Here is a 23,499-nt window from a genome sequence, read left to right as displayed (position 1 = left end):
AATCAAAGCAACCTCGGAGGCTTGCGGCATGGCAACCTATCTCGTCACCGGCGGTGCCGGCTTCATCGGCTCGAACTTCGTCCTGCACATGCTGGGCACGCGCGACGACGTCCGTATCGTCAACGTGGACAAGCTCACGTACGCCGGTAACCTCGAAAACCTTGCATCACTTGAGGGCGATGCGCGGCACGAGTTCGTGCAGGCCGACATCTGCGACGCCCAGGCGATGAACGACCTGTTCGCGCGCGTGAAGCCAGACTATGTGGTGAACTTCGCCGCCGAGAGTCACGTCGACAGGTCGATCCTCGACCCGACGATCTTCTGCCGCACGAACGTCGAAGGCACGGTGACGCTGCTCAACGCCGCACGCACGCTGTGGGAGCGCCCTGATGGCTCATACCCCGACGGCGTACGGTTCCTGCAGGTCTCGACCGACGAGGTCTACGGCTCGCTGCCCATCGACGACCCGACGGCGCTGTTCCGCGAGGATACGCCGCTGGCCGCCCGCAGCCCCTACTCCGCGTCGAAGGCGTCCGCCGACCTGTTTGCGCGCGCTTACGGCAGCACCTATGGCATGCCGGTCGTGGTGACGCGCTGCTCCAACAACTATGGGCCGTTCCAGTTCCCCGAGAAGCTCATCCCGCTCATGTTCCACAACGCGTGCAACCACAAGCCGCTGCCGGTCTACGGCGACGGCCTCAACGTGCGCGACTGGCTCTACGTCGAGGACCACTGCCGCGCCATCGAGCGAGTCCTCGGGGCGGGGCGACCCGGCGAGGTCTACAACGTCGGCGGACACAACGAGCGCGCTAACATCGACATCGTGAAGCTCATCATCGCCTACGTGCACGACCACGTCGATGCCAGTGTCGACGAGTCGCTCATCGAGCACGTGACCGACCGCAAGGGGCACGACCGCCGCTACGGCATCGATCCCACCAAGATCGGCCGTGAGCTGGGCTGGCAGCCCGAGACGTGCTTTGAGGTGGGCATCGTCAAGACGCTCGACTGGTACCGCGAGCATCCTCAGTGGGTCGAGCACGTCGTCTCCGGCGCCTACCAGAGGTACTACGAGAAGATGTATGGGGGACGGGGCCTGGCGTAAGGTACAGCGCCTCATGCCAAAAGCATCGCGTCCAACACGCTCGGCATGACGCGGCCAAGGGAGTAGCGCTGCGCGATCTCGCAGGCGGCGTCCCCCATGCGCCGCGCCAGCGACCGGTCGCCATGCAGGCGCAAAACGCAGCGCTGGAACGCCCCCGCATCGCCAAACGGATAGAGCAGGCCGGGCGCCGTGCCCGCAGACGCCCCCTCGACCACCAGGTCCTCGTGCCCCTTGACGTCTGTCAAGATGACGGGCAGCCCGCACGCCATGCCCTCGATCACGTGGAACGGCAGCCCCTCCGAGCGGCTCGATGACACGCACGCGTCGCTCGCCGCCCGCCACGCCGTCAGGTCACTCGCAAAACCCGGCATCGCGACGCGCCCCTCCAGGCCCAGCTCCGCCACGCAATCCCGGCACGCCTCAAAGCGCTCGCCCCGCCCCGGAAGCGCCAGCACGACGTCCTTGGGCAGCTCGGGCAGCGCCTCGATGAGCGCGCTTTGGTTCTTGCGCGCAGAAAATTCGCCAGCGTAGAGCAGTACGAAGGCATCCTCGGGCAGACCGAGCGCCTCACGCGCCTCCCTGCGACCCCTCTCGTCCGCCTGCCGACAGCCCGTCAGGTCAGCCCCCATACCGTCAACCTGCACGACATCACCCCGGCAAAGGCGGTGTCTCCGAGCGATCTCGGTGTCCTGGCGGTTCATCGTCACGATGCGGTCGGTCACCCTCGCCATGAGCTGTTCAGCCCCCAGCATGACGGTACGCCTCGGCCGGGATGTCCTCTCGTCAAAGAGATAGCCATGCACGACGTTCACGACTGCCGCGTCGCGCTTGCCCGCCTGACAGATACCGAGGCGCACGAAAAACGCCGCGAGCGACGTGTGCGTCACGACGAGGTCAAACCGCTCCCGGCGTACGAGACGAGCCACCTCGCCCGCTGCTTCGACGTTATGCGCAGACGTCATGCTCTTCGTGAACGGCACGCGCACGGTGCGCAGGCCATCGGGCAGACCTGCGGGATCTCCAGACGCCAGGGCCCACACCTCATCGCCGCGATCAAGAAGCGCCCGCAGGTAGGGGATGTGAAAGCTCCTGAGATGACCAAACGAGGAGGCTGCGTACAGCACCTTGTCCATCGCGCGCCCCTTTCGTCTTGTAAGCAAAACGACACTAAATCGCGGTCATTTCCCGCACGCTATCTCGCAAAGCTCTCCGCGGCGCAAGCATCCGCCCTGCTTGGGCTAAGATTATCCAATAGTACTCATCTGCTTCACAGCGCGAAAAGGAAGTCCCCGTTTGTTCAAGGCGCACCACAGAATCCCGAACGCTCTTTCGGTCCTCATCGACCTCGCCATCATCACGGGCTCGATGGCGTTCGCCTTCTGGATGCGCTTTTCTGTATTCCGTGGCGAAGGCCCCGTCATGTCAGGCCTCAACCACGTGCTCTGGGGCGCAGCATTCTCCCCCGTCTTCGTCTTTCTCTACAGCCTGCTCGGCATATACGGCCGGCGATCTCCCAACAGCACGATGCGCACGGTCGGACGGCTCGTCCTGTGCAACACCGTCGCCATGATGCTCTACATCGACTTCATCTATCTCTTCCGCGTCGTCGACTTCTCACGCTGGCTCCTCGTGATCGCGTGGGTCACAATCAACATCCTGACGTGCTGCAAGGCCGTACTGATCGACAGCCTGCAGCGCCTGCAGTACGAGCGTGGCATCGGGCGCACCCGCGTCGTTGTCGTCGGGTCGAGCTTTACGGCGCGCACCTATGCAAAAGCCGTCAACCACGAACGCCCGCGCAGCTTCGCCCTCATGGGCAGCATCGGTCGCGAGACGCTCATGCCCGGCATCGCCCTTCTTGGAAGTTATGCAGACGTCGGCCACATCCTCGAGGAGCTCGTTCCCGACGAGGTCGTTGTCGCCCTGGACTCTTCCGAGCAACGCCACCTTGACGACGTGCTGCTGGCCTGCGAGAACGCCGGCATTCGCGTCGAGCTGCTTCCCACGTACCACCAGTTTCTCTCGAGCCGTCCCCACATCTCGCAGCAGGCGGGGCTTCCGCTCATCAGCGTTAACCGCATCACGCTCGACAACATGGGCCTCGCGTTTCTCAAGCGAGCGTTCGACGTGCTCGGCTCGCTCGTACTCATCGTGCTCACGTCACCGATCATGATCGTTGCGGCGCTGGGGACGAAGCTCTCCTCCCCCGGGCCCGTTATCTTCCGGCAGGAGCGCGTCGGCCGAGGGCGCCGCCCGTTCTACATCCTCAAGTTCCGCTCGATGCGGCTCAACGCTCAGTCGGACAGCGCGTGGACGACGGGAGACGATCCTCGTCGCACGGCATTCGGATCGTTCATGCGCCGCTACTCCATCGACGAGCTTCCCCAGCTCTTCAACGTGCTCAAGGGGGACATGAGCCTCGTCGGCCCGCGCCCCGAGATTCCCCAGTACGTCAACCGCTTCAAGCACAGCGTGCCGCTCTACATGGTGCGTCACCAGGTGCGCCCGGGCATGACCGGGTGGGCGCAGGTCAACGGCCTACGCGGCGACACGTCCATCGAGAAGCGCATCGAATACGACCTGTTCTATATCGAGAACTGGTCGCTGATGTTTGACCTGCGCATCCTGCTGATGACGCCGTTCAAGGGCATCGTAAACAAGCAGGAGACTCTGGAAGGACACAGCGGGGGCCACCGCCCGACGAACGAGCTTACGGACGATAGGTCTCGTGCCAGAGCCACGGAAGGTCGTCACTTTCAGAGGCGCCGGTAGCCCCTTCGGACGAAGCCAGAAGGCCGTACTCAACCTCGACGGCTCCCGGATACTTCGCGAGGTTTACCTCAAGCACGAGCGCCTGCTCCGTGCCGTAGCGCTTCGTTTGGTGCGCCGTGATGTCAATGGCGTCCGTCGTCACGTTGCCGTGGTTGTCCGTCGCACGGATGCCGAGCGTGGCACCCTGGGCGGCCGAGCGATCCATGAAGAGGTAGAGTCTGCCGTCCCACGCGCACACCGTAGCCGGAGCCGGCAAGTCGGAGCTCACGTAGATCACGCGGTCGGCATTCTGGGGCAGGGCGCGCACGCGTGACGGCAGCGAGGCCTCGCTGACCGCAATGGTAGCCGTCAGGATGAGAACGGCGATGATCGTGATGGAGACCGCCCGCGGGAGGCGGGAAACGGCGCCCAGGATGCGGGAGCCCAGGGAGCCACAAATCGTGGGGTCATCGGGCGCTGGGACTTCGGGCGTCGGGGCCTTCGCAGAAGCATCGGCTTCCGAATTCAGGGAGGCAGGCTGCCGAGGCGCCTCGGCCCCGGGCAGGTCAAGCGGGGGAAGCTCTTCGGGCTTTGGCAGCACCTTCGTGTCGAGGAACTTCTGGTAGGCGTCACACAGCCCCTGGACGTTCGTACCAAACGCCACCTGCTCGCCACGGTTGAGCCACAGGATCTTGTTGCACAGCGAGCGCACCTGGCCAACGGAGTGGCTCACGAGGATCGTCGTGGCACCGCCGTTGATGATCTGGCGCATCTTCGCCTCGCTCTTCTTGCGGAAGGCGCCGTCGCCGACGGAAAGAACCTCATCGAGAATGAGGATCTCGGGGTCAACAAGGCTGGCAATGGAGAAGGCCAGGCGGCTCTTCATGCCGCTCGAGAGCTGCTTGAACGGGCGATCCTGGAAGTCCTGAAGCTCGGCAAAGTCGATGATGGAGTCATACATGCCGTCGACGAACTCGCGGCTGTAGCCCAACATGGCGGCGCGCAGATACGTGTTCTCTCGGACAGTCAGATCGCCGTCGAAGCCGCTGGCAAGCTCGAGAAGAGCGGAGATCTTCGCGCTGCAGCGCACAGTGCCTTCGGTGGGCACCATGATGCCGCTGATGGCCTTGAGCAGCGTGGACTTGCCGGCGCCGTTCGAGCCGATGATGCCGAGCATGTCACCGGGCTGCAGCTCAAACGTCACATGGCGGTCGGCCCAAAACTCCGTGACGTGATACTGCTTTGTCAGCCGGCGAATGAGGTACTCCTTGAGGCCGATGTCCTTGAAGTCGCCGGTGATGTAGCGGATGGAGACGTTGTCGCACGAGACGATGGCAGACATGGCGGCGCCTTACACGTAGTAGAGGAAGTCGTGGTTCTTCTTCTTGTAGATCACAGCGCCGATGATGACGGCAAGCGCGGCATAGCCAAACGCCAGGGCATGCAGGCCGAGCGAGGGCACCATGCCGTCGATGACGATCTGGCGGAAGTACGTGATGTACACGTAGACGGGGTTGCACAGAAAGACGTGCTGAATGAGCGGCGAGTAGCTCGTCGTCGTGTAGAAGATGGCCGACATGTACATGAGCAGCATCGTAAAGACGCCCCAAAGGTACTGGATGTCTTTGAAGAAGACGAACAGGGCCGAGAGGATAAGCCCCACACCGATGTTGAACATCATGAGGCAGGCTATCGGGAAGAGGAGACAGAAGAACTCCCAACGGAACGTGATGCCGTCAATAGCGCAAAAGACGAAGAATATGCAGAGTGTGATGCCGAAGTTGATAATCGTCTGAACGTTCTTTGAGAGCAAGAACATGTATTTGGGAACGTTGACCTTCGTGAAGATGGCCGAGTTAGCCGAGAGGGACGTCATACCCTGGCTCGTGGCCTCGTTGAAGTAGTTGTAGATGAGGTTGCCGCAGAAGAGGTAGGTGGTGTAGTGATCGATGCTGTTCCCAAAGAACTGCGTAAAGATCACTCGCATGACGAGCAACATGAGCAGTGGGTTCAGTACGCTCCACAACATGCCAAGCACTGTTCGCTTGTACTTGGTCTTGAAGTCGCGAGCCACAAGCTCCTCGAAGAGGAACTGGTGCTCCTTCAACCTCTGGGCCACCCTCTGCAGCATTCGACCCCCATACGTGGCGTATAAGCTCCACAGTCGGAATTTTTAATTATAGCAAGCGGGTTCCATCTTGACATCAGCGCTGTCCAAACCTCCACGGCAAGGATCTTTTAGCCAATCAGTCGCCAGGGGACAGGACTGATCGGAGCTTTCTTGGCAGGAGGGTAAGCGATGAGCCAAGCCTAAATGACGCTGACTCCTTAACGCGGCATAGCTCGGCCTCGCTCTCCCGCGAGCGACACAACTCGCAGCGGGCTGCCTCTCGCCAGAACTCGGCACCGTATCCGAGCTCGCCAAGTCGCTCATCGGAGGATTCGAGCGCCATCTCAACAAACAGGCGATAGTCGCTCTCAATAGCAAGCTCTTTTCGAGAAAGCCCGAGGACTCCGAGCTCCGAGAATACACACGCCCAATCGGCCGGAGCTTGTCGATTGTATATACAGTGAAACAGTGCCAGGTTTGCAAAGCTCACAGAGAGAGGGCCGAGCAGGCATCTCTGTTTCAACGTCTTCTGCAAAGCGCGCAGCGCCTCGAGAAAAGCAAGCGGTTCGGCGGACTTGCGCCCCTGGATACTACCAGCACGTCCCACGCGATGGTGGACGAGGCGATCAGGGCAAGTCGCAATACGAGTCGCCAGCGCAAGCGCCGCCATTGTGAAATAGAGGTCGTTGGCGTTTTGCATCCCCTGGAAACGAAGCCCCTCCCCTTGCACAAACGAGCGGAGAAACAGCTTTGTCCATGGTTCTGGGGTGCAAACTTGAAAGATACGATTTGGAACATCTTCCCAGCTGAACGGCTGCTTTCTGGGAACGAAGGCCGAATTGAGGTAGGGCGCGTCAACCCAATTGCCAGGTTTTCCCCTAAACTCATCAGCGCCGTAGAGCACGACCTCCGCCTTTGCCCGCTGGGCGCATGCGACCGCACGCTCGAGCAAAGTCGGCTCGAATAGGTCGTCGGCATCGAGAAACAGCACGTACGCACCGCGAGCGGCATCCAGGCCATCGTTACGCGAGGAGCCCGCGTGAAGGTTACTGGCATGTGTGATCACGCTGACGCGTTCGTCCTTCATGGCATACGACGAAAGCACGGCGGGCGTTTCGTCAGTTGAAGCGTCGTCAACTGCAATCAGCTCAAAGTCCGTCAGGGTCTGAGCGAGAATGCCGTCGAGGCAGCGCCGCAGATATGGCCCGCCGTTATAGACAGGCATCACTATCGAAACGAGAGGCGCCATAGACACTCCTTTACAGGTCATGTCTGGAACGGTACGCACGATACAGCATCCACGCAAGCATCCACGACCATGCGTGGGGATACACGATGAGGCACGTTGTTAGACGCCCTGTTATTCCAAAGCTTGCCCGCAACGCCGGAGAACCGGCATGCGCACGAGCAAACGCAGAGAAACTCGCAAGGCGCTTTCTCAGGGCGGGGGAAAGGGTACGACGTTCTTGCCAGACCAGCGGCCACAGGCGCACCATGGCGCGAATGATCCCGTCCTCCATCGTCTCGCACATGCGGGGGTATCGCTGGGAAAGTGCTTCGTAACGCTCGAGGTTGGCGCCGACGCAGTCAAGCTCTCCAGCCAGCGTCCGGCTTCTCACGATGCCGTCCCCGCGGAGTCGATAGAAGTAGAGACTATCAGGCAACAGCACGACACGCCTTGCTCGCTCAAATAGCTTATATGTCGTATTAACATCTTCAAATTGTTGCCCAACAGGGAATCGGATACCCTGCCAGAGCTCACGGCGGAACAACTTGTTCCAAACATAGTTCTGCAATTCATCGTCGCGCAATAGCAACTCGACGGCGTCATGAGGATCGAGGGCGCGCCGTTCTGAAACGCCGCGTCTCTTGATGAGACGGTTCTCCTCTGCGTCATCGCAGTTTTCCCGAGGGTCAGCCCCTTCGGGAAACTCAATGAAGCTACAGGCCACGATGTCAGCAGCCTCAGCTTCTAGTGCCCCGGCACAGCGCTCGACCATTTCCGGATGAATGATGTCGTCGGAATCTACGAAACCGATGAGGCCGCCCGTCGCGACATCCAAGCCAGCATTGCGCGCATCAGACAGACCACCGTTTGCCTTGTGGATGACGCGCACACGAGCATCTTGCCGCGCATACGCGTCACACAGGGCCGGGCAGCCATCTGGAGAGCCGTCATCGACGAGAATCACCTCGATGTGCCGGTATGTCTGTCCCAGTATGGAATCCATACAGGCAGGCAGATACTTCTCGACGCCATACACTGGGACAACGAGAGAAACGAGTTCGCTAATTTTATCTCCTTCTTTCTTGAATACCTGCCCACTGCCCCAGTGGACAGGTATATTGAAATGTCGGCAGAGAGGGCGTCATGCCTCACTCTCTAGTCATGAAGCAGCCTTTTATCCCACGAGCCCCGATATGCCTCGTTAAGGAAGGCGATCTGCTTGTCGTTTCCATCCAGATCAACGTTCACTTGTGTAAGAGTCCGTTCTTGCGAGCCCTCAATATAGTTAAGCGGCCGATTTGGCGCTATTTGAACCGTCTTCACGCCCGCAACAGTCTGCATCGTCTTAAGCCAAACATCGTCAGCCGTCGGACACGATGTCTCAAAAACATCGCGATCAAACAGGTGCTCAGACATGCAGTGCGGCGGATAAAGTGTTCCTGCTCCGCTTGTAGAAAAGAGCAACATCGAAGGGGTATCGAGGAACCGAGATTGTTCCTTCTCCCACAGCTTGTAAGGGAGGACCTTGCCATCTTGATCGAAACCGATAACATGACACCGTGTCGCGCAAACATATGTGGGAAAACGCTTGTGTCCATTTAATAAAATCTCAACAGTATCACTTGGATAATACAGATCATCATCAGCAGTAATTACTATTGCATCAGGGTACTCTTGCATTGCATAGTAATATTTTTTATGGCTACGTATATCGTCACACCAACGGATGGTCAATCCAAGCCGACGCAAGCGAAGAAGCGAGATTGGCAAATCTCGTAGCTTGTGAGGAAACTGAGACGAGGCTAGCCAAAGGATAACCATGTCCGGTTTAACAGTCTGAGCCAAAAGGGACTCGATTGCCTTGTGCACGCTATTGATCCGGTCAGGGAAGGACGTGAGGCTCACGATAACTGGAGTTGGGCGAGATGCCTCGTTGACACCACGGGAGATCTTCTGCATTTCAGCGTTGGCGGGAATACCAAAATGCTCTGGGATACGCCGCAAGGTGTAGGACATCCCATGCTCGTGGAAGCAGCGAGCAAGGCCGCGAACCTTGCGAGGCAGCCACGTGAGTGCACATCCAATTTTGTAGGACCGATAGTACTTAATCCTGTCAACGGAGCCGTCATCGCACTCTGCGGTCTGCGATAGCGTTTTCCCACCCGCTGTATTGGAGAGCATCCCCTTGTTAGTCCCGGCCTTCTGTACAGAGGACGGTGCCGAAACTGATGCAGATCTCCATTTAAGAAGAAGATAGGCTGTCGGGCTCAGCTCCAATACTGAGTGAATCCACTTCCAATCATCAACATAAACAAAATCTTCTTTTGGTAATGAGTCAATATTCCATTCTTTAAACGCTATTTGGTTGTAAAAAGAATACAGAAGGAGGAACTCTTGATCGTTTTTTGCGCGATCGAGATGAGTCCGGCACCCCGTGACAAAAAGAGAAACGAGGGACCGAGAGATTTCAGAATAACGCGGCTCGTATAGCATTCGGTTTTTTACCGCCGTAAGTGCTTCATAAAAGTTCAAAGGTTCTTTCGAGCGAGTTGCCTGAAGGCTCGTATGGACATTTGTACGATAATGGATGAGTTTCCTATCACAAACGGCAATACGATCAGCAAGCAATATGGCAGAGTCAACAAAGTAAACATCATTTGCTGACCTAATCTGTTGAAATACAAGTCCATGGTTTTTGATAAACGAAGCTTTAAAGAGCTTGTTCCACGGACAATCAATTGTCATATGCAGTATCTTGTCAGGGTTATCTTTGTATGAAAAGGGCATCGTTTTAGGTATATTATACCGTTGAAGCAGCATTCTTGCAGGCGTATTTATTTTTTTATCATTATCATAGTAATATCCATCACACAATACGATATCAGAATCGTATTGTTTAGCCACATGATATAAATAAAGTACCATATCTACGTGGAAAAAATCATCAGAGTCAAGAAACAGGTAGTAGTTTCCCCGAGCAACCTTCATGCCCGCATTTCGAGCAGCCCCAGCGTATTCATTGTCTTGAGTTAAAACTTGGATACGAGAATCTATCATTTCGTATTCTCTTAGGATCTGCAGAGAGCTGTCGGTTGAACCGTCATCTACGAGTATAATTTCGATATTTTTAAAAGATTGATCAATTAGACTATTCAAGCACTGTCTAAGGTAAGGAGCATTGTTATATACGGGCACTATAATTGATACTTCAGGATCTTGATTATTTATTTCAATATCAGATGTATTATCCATTAGCATTTTTAATCGATTATATATTTTTATATCAATATAATATTCATTAGTCTTATCAGAGATACGGAAGTCATTTGCTATAATTTTATTATAAAACAGTTTAAAGTATTTTTTTGTTTCACTATCAGATATAACATACTCATACTGATCGATAAAATCAGAAACAGATCTATTGATAAATGTCTGCTCAAAAATATCAAATATCTGCTTCCCCTGTAAGCGATCTTTGAGTATCTTATATGACTCGTAAATCCTAGTCGGATGATACTGAGCCTGCTGAACAAGTCCGTCGCCCTGAGACTTCTTTCGATAATGCTCTAGGGTTTTGTCGAGAAAGGAAATTCTATCAGCGAGAGCCATCGCATAATAGACAAAGGGAACATCCTCCAGACTTCTCATCTTAGGAAAAGTGATCTCATTTTCAGTTAGGAATCGGCGCTTGAACAACTTGTTACACGGGCCACCAGCAGCTATCAGAAAAAGCTTCTCAGCAACATCCCTAGAAGAAAAAACCTCTTGTACGTCTGCGAGAAGTCTTTTATTAATTAGCCAACTAGAGTCTTTATATTTATTCGTATCTTCCAAATATACATCTGCCATAAAAAGCAAAATATCAAGATTACGTTCTTGAGCACAGCAAAACGTTCTTTCGCACAAATCCAGTTCAAAAAAATCATCTGAATCAAGAAAGAGTATGTAGTCCCCTTGGGCCTGCTGTATCCCTAGATTACGGGCAGCATACGCACCGCAGTTTTCTTGGTGGATGACTCTGACTCTCTTGTCCTGCTCGGCATAGGCTCTACAGATAGAGAGACTTCCATCCTCAGATCCATCATCGATAAGTAATATTTCTATATTTTTTAATGTTTGATGTATGATAGTATTAATACATTCGTCTAAATGCTGCTCGGCATTGTATACAGGCACGACAATGGAGACATAGGGGGCCAGTTTTGCATCACCGTTTTTAGCAATATTCCGCATCGCGCTGCTCCTTCGGAAGGCACAGATATTTCCCCATAAGCGTGTCAGCTTCAGAAGGTAGCCATCTTCCCACGCCCGAGGCGCTCGAAAAAGTCATCTCACCAAACTTGATTGTACCGTCATCCAGCCGATACAGGTCCACGCGAACGTGGCAGAACCCCTTTGAGAGCTTCTCCGCCAGCTCCAGCATCTCAGATAGGTTGTCAGGACGCTCTACGACATCTTCCAAAAGCGGATGATCATAGACAAAAGGCATTGGGCGCCAATCTGTGTCCAGAAATAGCATTTTCATGCCCGTACGACGTTCAGCGATGTACTGGATATATTCTACTTTTCCGTTAAAACACCAAAATTTATAATCATTTAAATTTCCATCTTTGTTAGACAAATACTTTTCGATAATTATTTTTCTAGGTATATCATTATATTGCATTTCATATCCATTTACAAAAGCAAAATTCGTGTTAAGCCATGATCGAGCTTTGCTAAGCAACAGATTGGCTGTAATGTCTGATTTGGACGGCACAAGCAGATTCCACCCACTCCCATGCGTCGCCTTCATTACGAAGCTCTCAGGCAGCGTGTCGAACGCAATTTCTTCCGCTCGGTCATAGACGGCGCACAAGGGAATAAGATATTCCTCTCCGATTTTGCGCGCAACCCAATCGCGCACTTTTAGTTTATCTGCAAGTTCCGTCTTTCTAGGATCGTGATCGAATACCTTAAGCCATTGTATTTTTTCATTATATGTTGTTGGATTATATAAATCCAATGTGCAACCAGTTTTATTCTGATACCACATTCTCAAAGCATGTGCATATAAGCTCGGATCGAGGAGCTCATCTTGCCTAATGAATGCTCGACGGCCTAAACCATTAATCTCATCTTTGAGTCGTCGGTAATCAGAACTTATGATGAGCTGCGTCGATTCAATGCTGTCTTTAAGATCTTGGAGAAGTTCGTTATTCCTTTTTTGTTGAGAAATCAATTCACTATTCTCTTTTTGCAGAGAACGAACTGCAGTAATAAGCTCTGGTATGTTATTTGCCTGTAGATTGCCCTCTTTGCACAGATCCACGAGAGAATCGATTGATCCCGCAATCCACTCCATCGATTCTTTATTGCTGGCATATTGGCGCAAGTCTTCGCGATTCATCGATTCGAACAGATCGAATAGTCGCCCAACCGAGGAGTCATCTCGCGAAAGTAAATTCCTTATCGCAAGATTGTCTTGAATTGATCGGGCATTCATGCGTTCGACCTGCTTGGATATGCGTCCCAGTGTATTGGAAAGGTACTCTTCTGTCTGCCCGATAGACTGATCAAGCCTTGTGACCTCACGCATAAACGAGGCTGTGGGAGGGGGAAGAATATGTTTGAGCATCTTCTTGATACCCTGTATCACGTTCACGCACTCTCCTTTGCCGCTCGCGCAAAACACGCCTGGTCTGACGTTCTACATGCTGCGCCAAGAAGCCAGTAAATCGTCTCTTCCCCAGAAGGGCTCGCAGTTGCCTGGATCTCGGCCTCGCTTCAGCGCTCCGCCCTTAGTCCCGTTTGAACAGGTCGCGCGTGACCACCTTATCTGCAACGTCGCACAGCTCGGGCGACATGCGATTTGCTGCAATCGCATCGCTACGGCGCTTAAAGTCCTCCAGATCCTTCGTAACCTCGAGACCCATGAACTCCGCCCCCTGGGCCATAGGCTCGTAGATCAGAATCGTCGCACCACGCCTGCGCAGCTCCTTGATGACGCCCTGAATCGAAGACTGGCGGAAGTTGTCGGAATTTGACTTCATTGTGAGTCGATAGATGCCGACAACCTTCGGATTGTTTCGCAATATGGTCTCAGCGATGTATGCCATCCTCGTTTGGTTCGAGTCAACAATGGCCTGCATGAGGTTCTGCGGAACGTTGTCGTAGTTGGCCAGCAGCTGCTTCGTGTCCTTGGGCAAGCAGTAGCCGCCATAGCCAAAGGACGGATTGTTGTAGTGGCCGCCAATGCGTGGATCGAGGCAGACGCCATCGATGATTGACCGTGCATCAAGCCCTCGCACGTCAGCAAACGTATCCAGCTCGTTGAAGTAGCTTACGCGCAGGGCGAGATACGTGTTGGCAAAAAGTTTGACAGCCTCCGCCTCGGTGGACTGCATAACCAGCTCGGGAACATTCTCGTCAAGCGCTCCTTCAACAAGAAGATCGGCCGCTTGTCGGGCACGAGGATCATTCTTGTCGGCCGCGCCGACAATGACACGCGAGGGGTGCAGACAGTCATACAGGGCCTTGCCCTCCCGCAAGAATTCGGGAGAAAACAGAATCGCGTCATCGGACGCCTCTTCGCGCAGGCGTTGGGTATACCCAATCGGAACGGTCGACTTGATAACGATCGGGCATGCGATGTTCACCGCGCGAATTGCGCGATATGCCGCTTCGACAGAAGAGGTATCAAAAGCGTGAGTTTCCTCGTCGTAATTTGTAGGTGTAGCAATGAAAGCTATATCGGCTCCGGTATATGCGGAGGGCGCATCTAGCGTCGCCGTTAAGTTCAGATCGCTTTTGCCTAGATATTCCGAGATTTCACGGTCAATAATGGGAGAAGTCCCCTGGTTGATGAGCTCGACTTTCTCCGGGACAACATCAACGAGGCGAACTTCGTGATGGCGTGCCAGCATGACGGCATTCGCAAGGCCCACATAGCCCGCGCCAGCAACTGCAATCTTCAGTGACATACACATCTCCCATCCAACCAAGGCGTTCACAAAAAACAAGAGCGCCCCATCGCGCAAGAATTCTCCAGTTGAATTATATGTATTAGGCAAAATTCAACTCATCTAGATTACCCGACAACTATTCACTTCACGGAATGTAGACCGCCAAAATGCATTCAAAGCTTTTCGGTTTAGTAAGCGAAACACCAAAAGCGTTGCATACTCTGAATCATCTATTCGTCGCGTTGCTACGATTATCACAAGCAAGCCTTTGCGTTAAAGACAGCCTGAACATACGAATAGCTAAAATCAACTTAGAGCGCAGGGACACATAGGGAGAGCGAAGTGCTTCACCGAACGAGAGTCGAAGAACCGCCGTAAGACCGCGCTGCTTCCCGTCGGCATCCCGATAATCCAGGGCAATAGCCTGGATGCGATGGCACAGCGTCGCGGCTGTCAGGTCTTCTAGCTGCTTGTCCCCTTGAAGATGATAGAACTCCTTGCGCTCCTTCAACGCATCGATTGCATCAAAGCTCTTCTCACTCACTCCTCGGCCCATGATGCTCTCAGGCCGCTGGCGATAGAAGTAAAGCGGAGCCTCCGTTATGGCGACGCGAGACGCGCTCCAGAAGGCCTGCCAGCTCACAAACTCGTCCTCGTGCTGTTTGCCCTGGGGAAACCTCAGGTCATCGAACACGCGCCGCCTAAACAGCTTGTTCCAAACGACGGTGTATGAGCCCGTTCGGTCTCGCGCGAGAGCCTCACACGCGTCACGGCCAGACAGCCTTTCTACGCTGTCAGGCAAGCACTGGTCGTCAGGCGCCAGCCCCTCTTCCTCGGTAGAGAAACCACACTGGGCGATATCGGCATCCAGGCCCAGCAGCGTCTCGACAAAGAACGGGCTTACGACGTCGTCGCTGTCCACGAAAGCGTAATAATCTCCCCGAGCGATGTCCAAGCCCGCATTGCGGGCGGCAGAGAGACCGGCGTTCTTCTGATGTATGACTCTAACGCGCCCGTCACGCTCTGCATAGGCATCGCACAGCTTACCGCTTCCGTCAGTTGAGCCGTCATCCACCAGGATGATCTCCAGATTGCTGTATGTTTGCGCTAGCAGACTATCAAGGCAGTCCGCAAGATAGGGCTCAACCTGGTAGACGGGAACGATGATGCTGACGAGGGCATCTGCCAAACAGCCGCCCGTGTCATCAGAATCCATGCGCGTCCTGCCAGGTATTGCGTCCAAACGAGATTCCCCATGCTCCTTGCCGATGCCCCCGTCGTTGCAGTACGACGTCCAGATCTTTCTCGCCGTATCCTGGATGTCGTACCCCGCCAGGGCGAGACGGCTCCGCACGTCCTTTGAGAGCCGTTCGCGCGCACCGGGATCAGCCGTCATCTTAGCCAAGCGCTCTCCCCACGCGTTATGTCCGAGCTCGTGGTACTCGCAGAGCTCGGTCACGTGAGCCTCGGGAGGAACCGCTGGTGAGCAAAGAACCGGCAAGCAAGCCGCCTGGCCCTCGATCGCCACGATACCGAGCCCCTCAAAAAGCGAGGGGACGCACAGGACGTCCATCGCGCTGTAGAGCGGGGCCACATCCGAGATCGTCCCCGCGAATATCACGCGGTCCACCACGCCCCTCTCGGCAACGAGGACCCGTAGCATCGACTCGTCCTCGCCTTTACCCACAAGGAGCAAAGCTGCGCGGGGGATCTCCGCGAGCAGATCTATCAAGAAAGCCTGATTCTTCTGGGCGCACAAGCGTCCCACGCAGCCCAAGAGCAGCTGATCCTCGGAAACACCCAGCGCCGCGCGCTCTTTGGTGCGTGCCTCAGCGTCAAACGCGAATCGCCCCGGCTCGATGCCATTCAGCAAAAGCGTCCAGGGCAGGTCGCCGAACAAGAAGCGCGCTGCCACCTCCGACGGCGCCCAGCGCACATCGGACTGCCCCGCATACCGCCGCACAAAACTGCGGTGCACCGCCAGCTTAAGGGAACGAAGCATACCGGGATGCAGGTCGGTGTTATGGCTGTGGACGATAATCTTGGGAACGCCCGCGCGACGTGCCTCTGCTGCGAAGAGCAGGCCCGCGCCCTCATACAGGTTCAGGTGCGCTACGTCATAGCGTTCTTTGGCGAGCAGCTCTCGATACAGCCTGAGATTACGACCCAGCTTGCGCACGCTACCAGATAGAACGCGCACGCTCAGGCCCACCCGCGCAAGACGCTCGTCATAGATGCCCGGCGCGTACTGGCACGTCACGATATCGATACGGAGGTCAGAAAGATCCATGCGTTCGTAGACACTCGTGAGGAATGCCTCGATACCGCCAGACTCCCACTTTTCGCAAAAGCACAGAACGCGACGCATGCACATCCCTCCCCCTACGGCCCACGATACCGCAAACCAACGAAAGCAACGCGTCCCATTGTGACGCATGGACAAGCCATTCCGCCTGCAACCAGCAGAAAAGAGATTCGGGATTCCTCGCGCAGACGGGCCTCATTTGGCCAGAGCTCGCCCGACAGAATGACCCCAACGGGCCGCAGGCGTCGGAAACATCACGCCGTCTGTTTCCAATCGCCTAGCAAGCCATCGAAAAGCACGCCATCCACGATCCGCAAGGCCAGCGTGGATCGATTCGCCCCGAAACAGCCTAAGCGCCGCAACAATGAAGCGATCAGAGCCGGCGACTTGGGCTTCTGCAGGCGAAGGCTCGATTTTTGGGCAAAAAAGTCGATCATGTACATGCACGACACCCTAAAGCCAGGCCGACGGCCTCAAAAGGGAGCCGCACCAGCAGGGCATATCGGTATGCGCCATACACAGACGGCTTTCCAGGCCATCACGGGCCGATTTCGTGCAAACTGGCCCCTGCAACACCGCACAGGTGCCGGTGCGCGACGCCGTTCAGGCGGTTCTTCCACCCAACTGCTTGAAAGTGGCCCGCCGAGAGGCAGCACCCGAGATGAGACCGGCACCCAGCCGTCCAGCAAACCGACGCAACGGGCAGCGATAGACTTGTAGTCGAAAGCATCGCCTGGATCTTCGGCTAGCCCAAGAAACCGAGGCAGAGAGACTTGGCCGAATTCTACGGTTATGCCAGGTCTTGCAAAATGCGGGGCTAGAAATGGGCGCGAATTACGGTAGTGCTAGGTTTGCGCCGTCCTTTTTCGCGCAAGACGAGGGCACCTCAAGACATACAGCTCTTCTACCTGCAGGTTTCTCTAGGCGCATAGCACACAGGCAGTGACATCGAGCCTACAAACCTAGCACGTCCGCAATTCGAGGCCATTTTTGGGAGCTCCGTTTGCAAAACCTGGCACAACCGAAAATCGCGCCCAGTAAACGAAGGCGCACCGGGGACGGTCCCCCCGCGCAGACACCCCTTCGCCCACATCATCGGCCATGTGACGCAAAAGGTCCCGCGCCTCCCTCTCGAGAGGCGCGGGACCCAGACGGAGCTCGCTATGCCTCGGACGTCCCTTACGCCGCGCCGGCCGCGACCTTCTTGCTCGTCAGGATGGCCGCGTCGCCACGTTCGCCCGTACGGATACGGATGGCCTCCTCGACCGGGTAGATAAAGATCTTACCGTCACCGACCTCGCCATCCGTCCCGGTCTTCGCCGAGCCGATGATCGTATCCACGACGGTGTCGACCTCGTCGTCAGGCAGCACGATCTCGATCTTCACCTTGGCGCGCATCTGCACGAGCACCTCGGTGCCGCGGTAGTACTCCGTCCACCCGTGCTGGTTGCCCGCGCCCAGTGCCTGCGAGATCGTCATGCCCTCGATATCAGCCGCGAACAGCGCGTTCTTGATGTCCTCGATGACCTCGGGACGGACGATCGCCTCGATCTTCTTCATGTCGAATCTCCTTCCTCGTGCCTAGGGCACTCGCACCTTAGTTGAGATCCATACCGCTGAACGCAGGGTACGCAGGCTCACCGTGCTCGGACACGTCCAGGCCCACGGCCTCCTGACGCTCCGTGACGCGCAGCGGGCCGCCAACCAGCTGGATGACCTTCGCGATGGCGAACGCCATCACACCCGCAAACACGATGACGAACAGCACGGACTCGAGCTGCGCCACGACCTGCATCGGGTTGCCGTACAGCAGGCCCGTCAGGTCGCTGTAGTTGGCGGGATTCGCGAAGATGCCAGTCAGCACCGTGCCGCACATGCCGCCGATGCCATGCACGCCGAACGCGTCGAGCGCGTCGTCGTAGCCGAAGTGCTTCTTGAGCTTGGATACCGCGAAGTAGCAGACGACACCCACGATCGCGCCCATGACGACCGACGCCCACACATCGACGTAGCCCGCGCCGGGCGTAATGGCCACGAGGCCCGCAACCGCACCGGAGCACGCGCCGAGCAGCGTCACCTTGCCCGTGCACAGGCGCTCGACGGACATCCATGCCAGCATCGCCGTGGCAGCTGCGGTGTTCGTCGTCGCGAATGCCAGGCCAGCCTGACCGTTAGCCGCCAAAGCCGAGCCCGGGTTGAAGCCGAACCAGCCGAACCACAGGAACAGCGTGCCCAGCAGCACAAACGGGATGTTGTGTGGCTGATACGTCAGCTTGCCGTTGCCCTTGCGCGGCCCGATGACAAGCGCAAGCACGAGCGCCGTGACACCCGAGGAGATATGCACGACGTCGCCGCCGGCAAAGTCGTACGCGCCGAGCGTCGTCGCGATCCAGCCGCCGCCCCACACCATGTGAGCCAGCGGTGCGTATACGAGCAACAACCAGCACGCGATGAAGATGAGGAAGCGGCTGAAGCGCATACGCTCGACGATGCCGCCGGAGATGATGGCGATCGTGATGAGAGCGAACATGCACTGGAACAGCGCGAACACAAACTCGGGGATCGTGCCCCACGCCGTGTCGATCGTGATGCCCGAAAGAAACAGGCGATCAAGGCCGCCCAGAATCGGGTTGGCAACCGACTCGCCCGCAGCATCAGTCGTCGCGAAGCCGCTACCAAACGCCAGGGAGTAGCCCACGGCCACCCACAGCACGCTGATGAGGCCCGCGACGCTCGTGCACATGAGCATCGTGTTACCCACGTTCTTGCGCCGGACCATTCCTCCGTAGAAGAAGGCAATGCCGAGCGTCATGACGAACACCAGAAACGCGCAGATGATGATAAACGCGGTGTCGCCGGCACTGATTTCGGACATGCTCTCTCACCTCGCCTTTTCGTCGCGTCCTGCACCTTGTGGGCGCAAGATCGGCCATCTCTTACCTATCGAGATGAAGGGTGAACTCGACACGTTACACCAGCGTTTCCGCAGGCAGATGTACGCAAGCGGAAGCGAAGTGCTAACGAGGGGGACGCGCGACGGAAACTCGCGAGAAATATGTGCGGCGGGGAATAGCCTACTCACATGGCTTCTTGCGACAGAGAGCGGGGCGTCGGGCAGTACGTGCTCCGTTATGGCCCGAACCTGCGCGCCGGAAGTCGATCCGTGGACAGGAGCGGAGCTCGTGTATGTCCCTCGTTCGAGGGGAGGCGCCATCCTGCCGCTATGACGGCAAGACACTCTACGACATGCGGCGTTATTGCTACTGGATGTTGAACCTGCGATTGTCGATGTGCAAGCTGATGTGATCCCGCGAGACAACCTCAGGAGAGGGCATGTTCATGGGCGGCATTCCTGGCCAAAAATCGGCTATCCCCGCACGGGGCGTGCCGCTTGAGGCCTTCGAACCATCCGGGGAGACAGCACCAGCCAAGAAAAGGGCAGGGCCACCGTCGGGATGTCGAAAACCCGAGCGGCGGCCCTGCCCCAAAGGAGGAGTGGTGCACGTATGTGGATGCCCGGCCACGAAGCTCGGGCCGGGCAGGCGTGCCTATCGATCAGTCGTTATGCGCTCGTACGCTCGGAGGCAGGGAGCCCGCTATCTCCGTAGCCGTAACCGTAGCCATAGCTGCCTTCGCTATAGCCGTTGTCATACCCATACCCCGAGCCATAGCCGCTACCCGAGCCGTAGCCCGAACCAGGATTGCTCCAGAAGCCCCACGAGCCGCCGTTAGAGCCGTTGCCGCCCCAGCCCCAGCCCCACGTGTCGCCACCGGAGCCGTTGGAGCCGCCGTTAGAGCCGTCATTCCCGCCGAAGAACGAGAAGCCGCCACCGTTCGAACCGGTGTCCTCGGCAGCCGCCTCGCTCTCGGAGCCCGTCGTGCTCTCAGAGTCCGAGCCCAGCGTCACGTCGACGTCAACGCTCTTGCCGTTGCGATTGACCGTAAACGTCACCGTATCGCCGATCGCGTGAGAGCGCACGGCGATGATAGCGGCATCGGCAGAGCTCACGTCGTCGCCGTCGATAGCCGTGATGATGTCACCCGACTGGAGGCCAGCCTCCTCAGCAGGGCTGCCGCTCACGACTTCTCCAATGTAAGCGCCCCAATACGCGTCAGAGCCGGTTGCCTGATAGTTGTACGGCGTCACATCGCCAAGGGTCACGCCCACGAACGGGTGCTCGACGGAACCGTCCTCGATGATCTGCTGCGCGACGCTCATGGCATAGTCAGACGGGATGGCGTAGGACATGCCGGCCCAGTCGCCCGACGTTGTTGCAGACAGCGTCGTGATGCCCACGAGTGCGCCATCGGCATTGACGAGCGCACCGCCCGAACTGCCCTCGTTGATCATGGCATCCGTCTGAATGAGGCCGGTGTAGATGGCCTCCGCCGTGCCGAGCTCATAGGAGGCCGTGCGCGACAGGCCGGAGACGATGCCCTGCGAGACGCTCTGGGACTCACCCTTAGGGGCGCCGATCGTCATGACCCACTCTCCCAGCGCCAGATTTGACGAGGAGCCGACCTCGATGGGCGCCGGCGTGTTCTCGTCGGGCGTGATGTTGAGAACAGCCAAGTCGCTCGAAGGATCGGACCCAACGACCGTCGCATCGTAGTCCGCACCGTTGAGGTTGACCTGGATCTGCGTGGAGCCCTCGATGACGTGGTAGTTCGTCAGGATGTTGCCCTGGTCATCGATAAGCACGCAGCTGCCCATGGCCATGCCCTGCGTCTCGGGCGTCGAGATGGCCGCCGTGACGGTGCCGACCGACGGGCTTGCCTTGGCTGCGACGTCTTGGGCGAGCGAAACAGAATCCGTGTCAGTGTTCGTGGCCGAACCAGTGCCGCCCGTCGTAGCAGTGGCAGCCGCATCATCGTTGGCGGAGGAGTTGGCATTGGCCGCCAGTGCGGGAACGCCGACGGCAAGACCCAGCGAGAGGGCCGCCGCGGCAAACGTGCCGGCAAAGCCAAGCATCTTGCGGCGAGAGGTCATCAGGGCGCCTTCGACGCCGGTATTCGTGCGCTTCATGATGTGCTCCCTTCCGGTAAGGGCCCCGTCAGGTCCGCGTTTGAGGTGTGTCAGACGGGGCTTGTTCTTGCTTACTGAAAGGCATGGTACCCGGCGGGTGCTGAAAGTACCTGAAATCTGCTCGAGCTCTGGCAGGAGGCCTCTTTCCCCTCAAGACTGACACATATCGTTTCAGTGGGTTTTCAGGCGGAAGATTTTCTGCCTCGGAAACCTTGTGCGAAAGCAGGAGCTGCGCACGCAAAAGGGCCCCGCACCGGCATGCGCCAGCGCGAGGCCCTGAGAGCGGGACCGGCCGAGTCGTTGTCAGCCCCGCAGGCTATATAGCCGTCCCGAACCCGCAAGGGGCTCAGCAGACGTCATGCCTTAGTACATGCCGCCGCCCTGGCCGCCCTGAGCAGCAGCCGCAGCGATGGCGTCCTCGATCGTCGTGTCCTTGGGAACATCGGTGACCGTGGCCTCGGTGATGAGGATAAGGCCGGCGATGGACGCGGCGTTCTGCAGCGTCGTGCGCGTGACCTTGACCGGGTCGAGCACGCCCATCTCGATCATGTCGCCCCACTGGCCAGACGCGGAGTCCAGACCGTGGCCGGCCTCCATGTTCTTGACCTTCTCGACGATGACCTGGCCCTCGTAGCCGGCGTTGGAGGCGATGGTGGCCACAGGAGCCGTCAGGGCCTTCTTCACGATCTCGACGCCGATCTTCTCGTCGGCATCGCAGACCTTGAGCTCGTCGAGCGCGGGCAGGGCGTCCATGAAGGCGACGCCACCGCCGGCGACGATGCCCTCCTCGACAGCAGCGCGCGTGGCCTGCAGCGCGTCCTCGATGCGGTGCTTGATCTCCTTCATCTCGGACTCGGTAGCAGCACCGACCTTGATGACGGCAACACCGCCAGACAGCTTGGCCATGCGCTCCTGGAGCTTCTCGCGGTCGAAGTCGCTCTTCGTGTTCTCGATCTCGCCCTTGATCTGCTCGATGCGCTCGTCGATCTTGGCCTTCTCGCCAGCGCCGTCAACGATGGTCGTGTTGTCCTTCGTGACCTTGACGGACTTGGCGCGACCGAGCATGTCGATCGTCACGGCGTCGAGCTTGATGCCCAGGTCGCTCATGGCAGGCTCGGCGCCCGTCACGATGGCGATGTCCTCGAGCATGCGCTTACGACGGTCGCCGTAGCCGGGGGCCTTGACGGCAACGACGTTCAGCGTGCCGCGGAGCTTGTTGAGGATCAGCGTGGCCAGAGCCTCGCCGTCGACGTCCTCAGCGATGATGAGCAGCGCCTTGCCGGACTTCATGACGCCCTCGAGCAGCGGCAGGATGTCCTGGATGTTGCTGACCTTCTGGTCGGTGACGAGGATGTAGGGATCCTTGAAGTCGGCGACCATGCGCTCGTTGTCCGTCGCGAAGTAGGGCGAGATGTAGCCCTTGTCGAACTGCATGCCCTCGACAGCATCGATGTCGATGCCGAACGTCTGGGACTCCTCGACCGTGATGACGCCGTCCTTGCCCACGACCTCCATGGCCTCGGCGATCTTGTTGCCGACCGTAGCGTCGCCGGCGGAAATGGTGCCGACAGAGGCGATCTGCTCCTTTGTGGAGACAGGCTTGGCCTCCTTCTTCATGTGCTCGACGACGGCGTTGACGGCCTTGTCGATGCCGCGACGGATGGCGAGCGGGTTGGCGCCGGCCGTGACGTTGCGCAGGCCCTGGTTCACGATGACCTGGGCGAGCAGCGTGGCCGTGGTGGTGCCGTCACCGACGATGTCGTTCGTCTTGGTGGCGACCTCCTTCACGAGCTGGGCACCCATGTTCTCGATGTTGTCCTGGAGCTCGATCTCCTTGGCGACCGACACGCCATCGTTCGTGATGGTCGGGGCGCCGTAGGAGCGCTGCAGGGCGACGTAGCGGCCCTTGGGGCCCATCGTGACGGTGACAGCGTCAGCCAGGGTGTTGACGCCCTTGGCCAGCTTGGCGCGAGCCTCGGCGTTGAAAGCAATCTGCTTAGCCATAGGTATGGTGACCTCCTAGATAC

At 57.5% G+C, this 23,499-nt stretch carries 16 protein-coding genes; 2 read left to right on the top strand and 14 right to left on the bottom strand.

The features are described from left to right. The first annotated feature begins 28 nt into the window (after positions 1–28). The gene (gene rfbB, locus KHZ24_04735; GenBank protein MBS5450504.1) at positions 29–1,105 is read left to right on the top strand and encodes a dTDP-glucose 4,6-dehydratase; all 1,077 of its coding nucleotides are present in this window, start codon (positions 29–31) and stop codon (positions 1,103–1,105) included. Between the two features lie 11 nt (positions 1,106–1,116). Here rfbB and KHZ24_04730 read toward each other — a convergent pair whose 3' ends face one another. Next, positions 1,117–2,238 carry a glycosyltransferase gene (locus KHZ24_04730; GenBank protein ID MBS5450503.1) on the bottom strand — a complete coding sequence of 374 codons (1,122 nt, stop codon included), beginning with the start codon at positions 2,236–2,238 and terminating at the stop codon, positions 1,117–1,119. Between the two features lie 160 nt (positions 2,239–2,398). Between KHZ24_04730 and KHZ24_04725 the strand changes: the two genes are divergently transcribed. Next, the gene (locus tag KHZ24_04725; GenBank protein MBS5450502.1) at positions 2,399–3,877 is read left to right on the top strand and encodes an undecaprenyl-phosphate glucose phosphotransferase; all 1,479 of its coding nucleotides are present in this window, start codon (positions 2,399–2,401) and stop codon (positions 3,875–3,877) included. Here KHZ24_04725 and KHZ24_04720 read toward each other — a convergent pair. The 13 genes from KHZ24_04720 to groL all read right to left on the bottom strand — a co-directional run bounded on the left by KHZ24_04720 (position 3,816) and on the right by groL (position 23,476). After that, the gene (locus KHZ24_04720; protein MBS5450501.1) at positions 3,816–5,198 is read right to left on the bottom strand and encodes an ABC transporter ATP-binding protein; all 1,383 of its coding nucleotides are present in this window, start codon (positions 5,196–5,198) and stop codon (positions 3,816–3,818) included. The two genes, KHZ24_04725 and KHZ24_04720, sit on opposite strands and share 62 nt — an antisense overlap. Before the next feature lie 9 nt (positions 5,199–5,207). Then, positions 5,208–5,975, bottom strand: coding sequence for an ABC transporter permease (locus tag KHZ24_04715; GenBank protein ID MBS5450500.1), 768 nt, complete (start codon positions 5,973–5,975; stop codon positions 5,208–5,210). A gap of 127 nt (positions 5,976–6,102) precedes the next feature. Further along, positions 6,103–7,215 carry a glycosyltransferase family 2 protein gene (locus tag KHZ24_04710; protein MBS5450499.1) on the bottom strand — a complete coding sequence of 371 codons (1,113 nt, stop codon included), beginning with the start codon at positions 7,213–7,215 and terminating at the stop codon, positions 6,103–6,105. Positions 7,216–7,225: 10 nt separating this feature from the next. After that, the gene (locus tag KHZ24_04705; protein MBS5450498.1) at positions 7,226–8,311 is read right to left on the bottom strand and encodes a glycosyltransferase; all 1,086 of its coding nucleotides are present in this window, start codon (positions 8,309–8,311) and stop codon (positions 7,226–7,228) included. 38 nt (positions 8,312–8,349) lie between these two features. Then, entirely contained in the window at positions 8,350–11,430 is a 3,081-nt protein-coding gene (locus KHZ24_04700; protein MBS5450497.1) for a glycosyltransferase, read from the bottom strand. Further along, on the bottom strand, positions 11,414–12,835 hold the full coding sequence (locus KHZ24_04695) for a hypothetical protein (GenBank protein ID MBS5450496.1): 1,422 nt from the start codon (positions 12,833–12,835) through the stop codon (positions 11,414–11,416). The genes KHZ24_04700 and KHZ24_04695 overlap by 17 nt, the downstream gene beginning before the upstream one ends. Positions 12,836–12,977: 142 nt before the next feature. Further along, entirely contained in the window at positions 12,978–14,153 is a 1,176-nt protein-coding gene (locus KHZ24_04690; protein ID MBS5450495.1) for a nucleotide sugar dehydrogenase, read from the bottom strand. A 214-nt stretch (positions 14,154–14,367) separates the two neighbouring features. Beyond that, positions 14,368–16,509, bottom strand: coding sequence for a glycosyltransferase (locus KHZ24_04685; GenBank protein MBS5450494.1), 2,142 nt, complete (start codon positions 16,507–16,509; stop codon positions 14,368–14,370). A gap of 191 nt (positions 16,510–16,700) precedes the next feature. Beyond that, positions 16,701–16,889: a hypothetical protein gene (locus tag KHZ24_04680; protein MBS5450493.1), complete on the bottom strand. Its 189-nt coding sequence runs from the start codon at positions 16,887–16,889 to the stop codon at positions 16,701–16,703. A 736-nt stretch (positions 16,890–17,625) separates the two neighbouring features. Further along, positions 17,626–18,006, bottom strand: a complete 381-nt coding sequence (locus KHZ24_04675) for a P-II family nitrogen regulator (GenBank protein ID MBS5450492.1) — start codon at positions 18,004–18,006, stop codon at positions 17,626–17,628. A gap of 37 nt (positions 18,007–18,043) precedes the next feature. Continuing rightward, the gene (locus KHZ24_04670) at positions 18,044–19,312 is read right to left on the bottom strand and encodes an ammonium transporter (protein ID MBS5450491.1); all 1,269 of its coding nucleotides are present in this window, start codon (positions 19,310–19,312) and stop codon (positions 18,044–18,046) included. A gap of 696 nt (positions 19,313–20,008) precedes the next feature. Beyond that, positions 20,009–21,472 (bottom strand): trypsin-like peptidase domain-containing protein, encoded by a 1,464-nt coding sequence (locus KHZ24_04665; protein MBS5450490.1) that lies wholly within the window; start codon positions 21,470–21,472, stop codon positions 20,009–20,011. A gap of 363 nt (positions 21,473–21,835) precedes the next feature. Continuing rightward, positions 21,836–23,476, bottom strand: a complete 1,641-nt coding sequence (gene groL, locus KHZ24_04660; GenBank protein MBS5450489.1) for a chaperonin GroEL — start codon at positions 23,474–23,476, stop codon at positions 21,836–21,838. Positions 23,477–23,499: the final 23 nt, after the last annotated feature.

This window comes from Coriobacteriia bacterium, from assembly GCA_018368455.1.
In the GTDB taxonomy this organism is placed as follows: domain Bacteria; phylum Actinomycetota; class Coriobacteriia; order Coriobacteriales; family UMGS124; genus JAGZEG01.
Note: the sequence above shows the minus strand (reverse complement) of the source record. Positions and strands in the feature narration are given on the sequence as shown.

Excerpts from the sequence above, each read along its gene's own strand:
- KHZ24_04700 (MBS5450497.1), bottom strand. The coding sequence starts at position 11,430 with ATGCGGAATATTGCTAAAAACGGTGATGCAAAACTGGCCCCCTATGTC.
- KHZ24_04675 (MBS5450492.1), bottom strand. The coding sequence starts at position 18,006 with ATGAAGAAGATCGAGGCGATCGTCCGTCCCGAGGTCATCGAGGACATC.
- KHZ24_04665 (MBS5450490.1), bottom strand. The coding sequence starts at position 21,472 with ATGAAGCGCACGAATACCGGCGTCGAAGGCGCCCTGATGACCTCTCGC.
- groL (MBS5450489.1), bottom strand. The coding sequence starts at position 23,476 with ATGGCTAAGCAGATTGCTTTCAACGCCGAGGCTCGCGCCAAGCTGGCC.
- KHZ24_04730 (MBS5450503.1), bottom strand. The coding sequence starts at position 2,238 with ATGGACAAGGTGCTGTACGCAGCCTCCTCGTTTGGTCATCTCAGGAGC.
- KHZ24_04720 (MBS5450501.1), bottom strand. The coding sequence starts at position 5,198 with ATGTCTGCCATCGTCTCGTGCGACAACGTCTCCATCCGCTACATCACC.
- rfbB (MBS5450504.1), top strand. The coding sequence starts at position 29 with ATGGCAACCTATCTCGTCACCGGCGGTGCCGGCTTCATCGGCTCGAAC.
- KHZ24_04710 (MBS5450499.1), bottom strand. The coding sequence starts at position 7,215 with ATGGCGCCTCTCGTTTCGATAGTGATGCCTGTCTATAACGGCGGGCCA.
- KHZ24_04680 (MBS5450493.1), bottom strand. The coding sequence starts at position 16,889 with ATGTACATGATCGACTTTTTTGCCCAAAAATCGAGCCTTCGCCTGCAG.
- KHZ24_04685 (MBS5450494.1), bottom strand. The coding sequence starts at position 16,509 with ATGCGTCGCGTTCTGTGCTTTTGCGAAAAGTGGGAGTCTGGCGGTATC.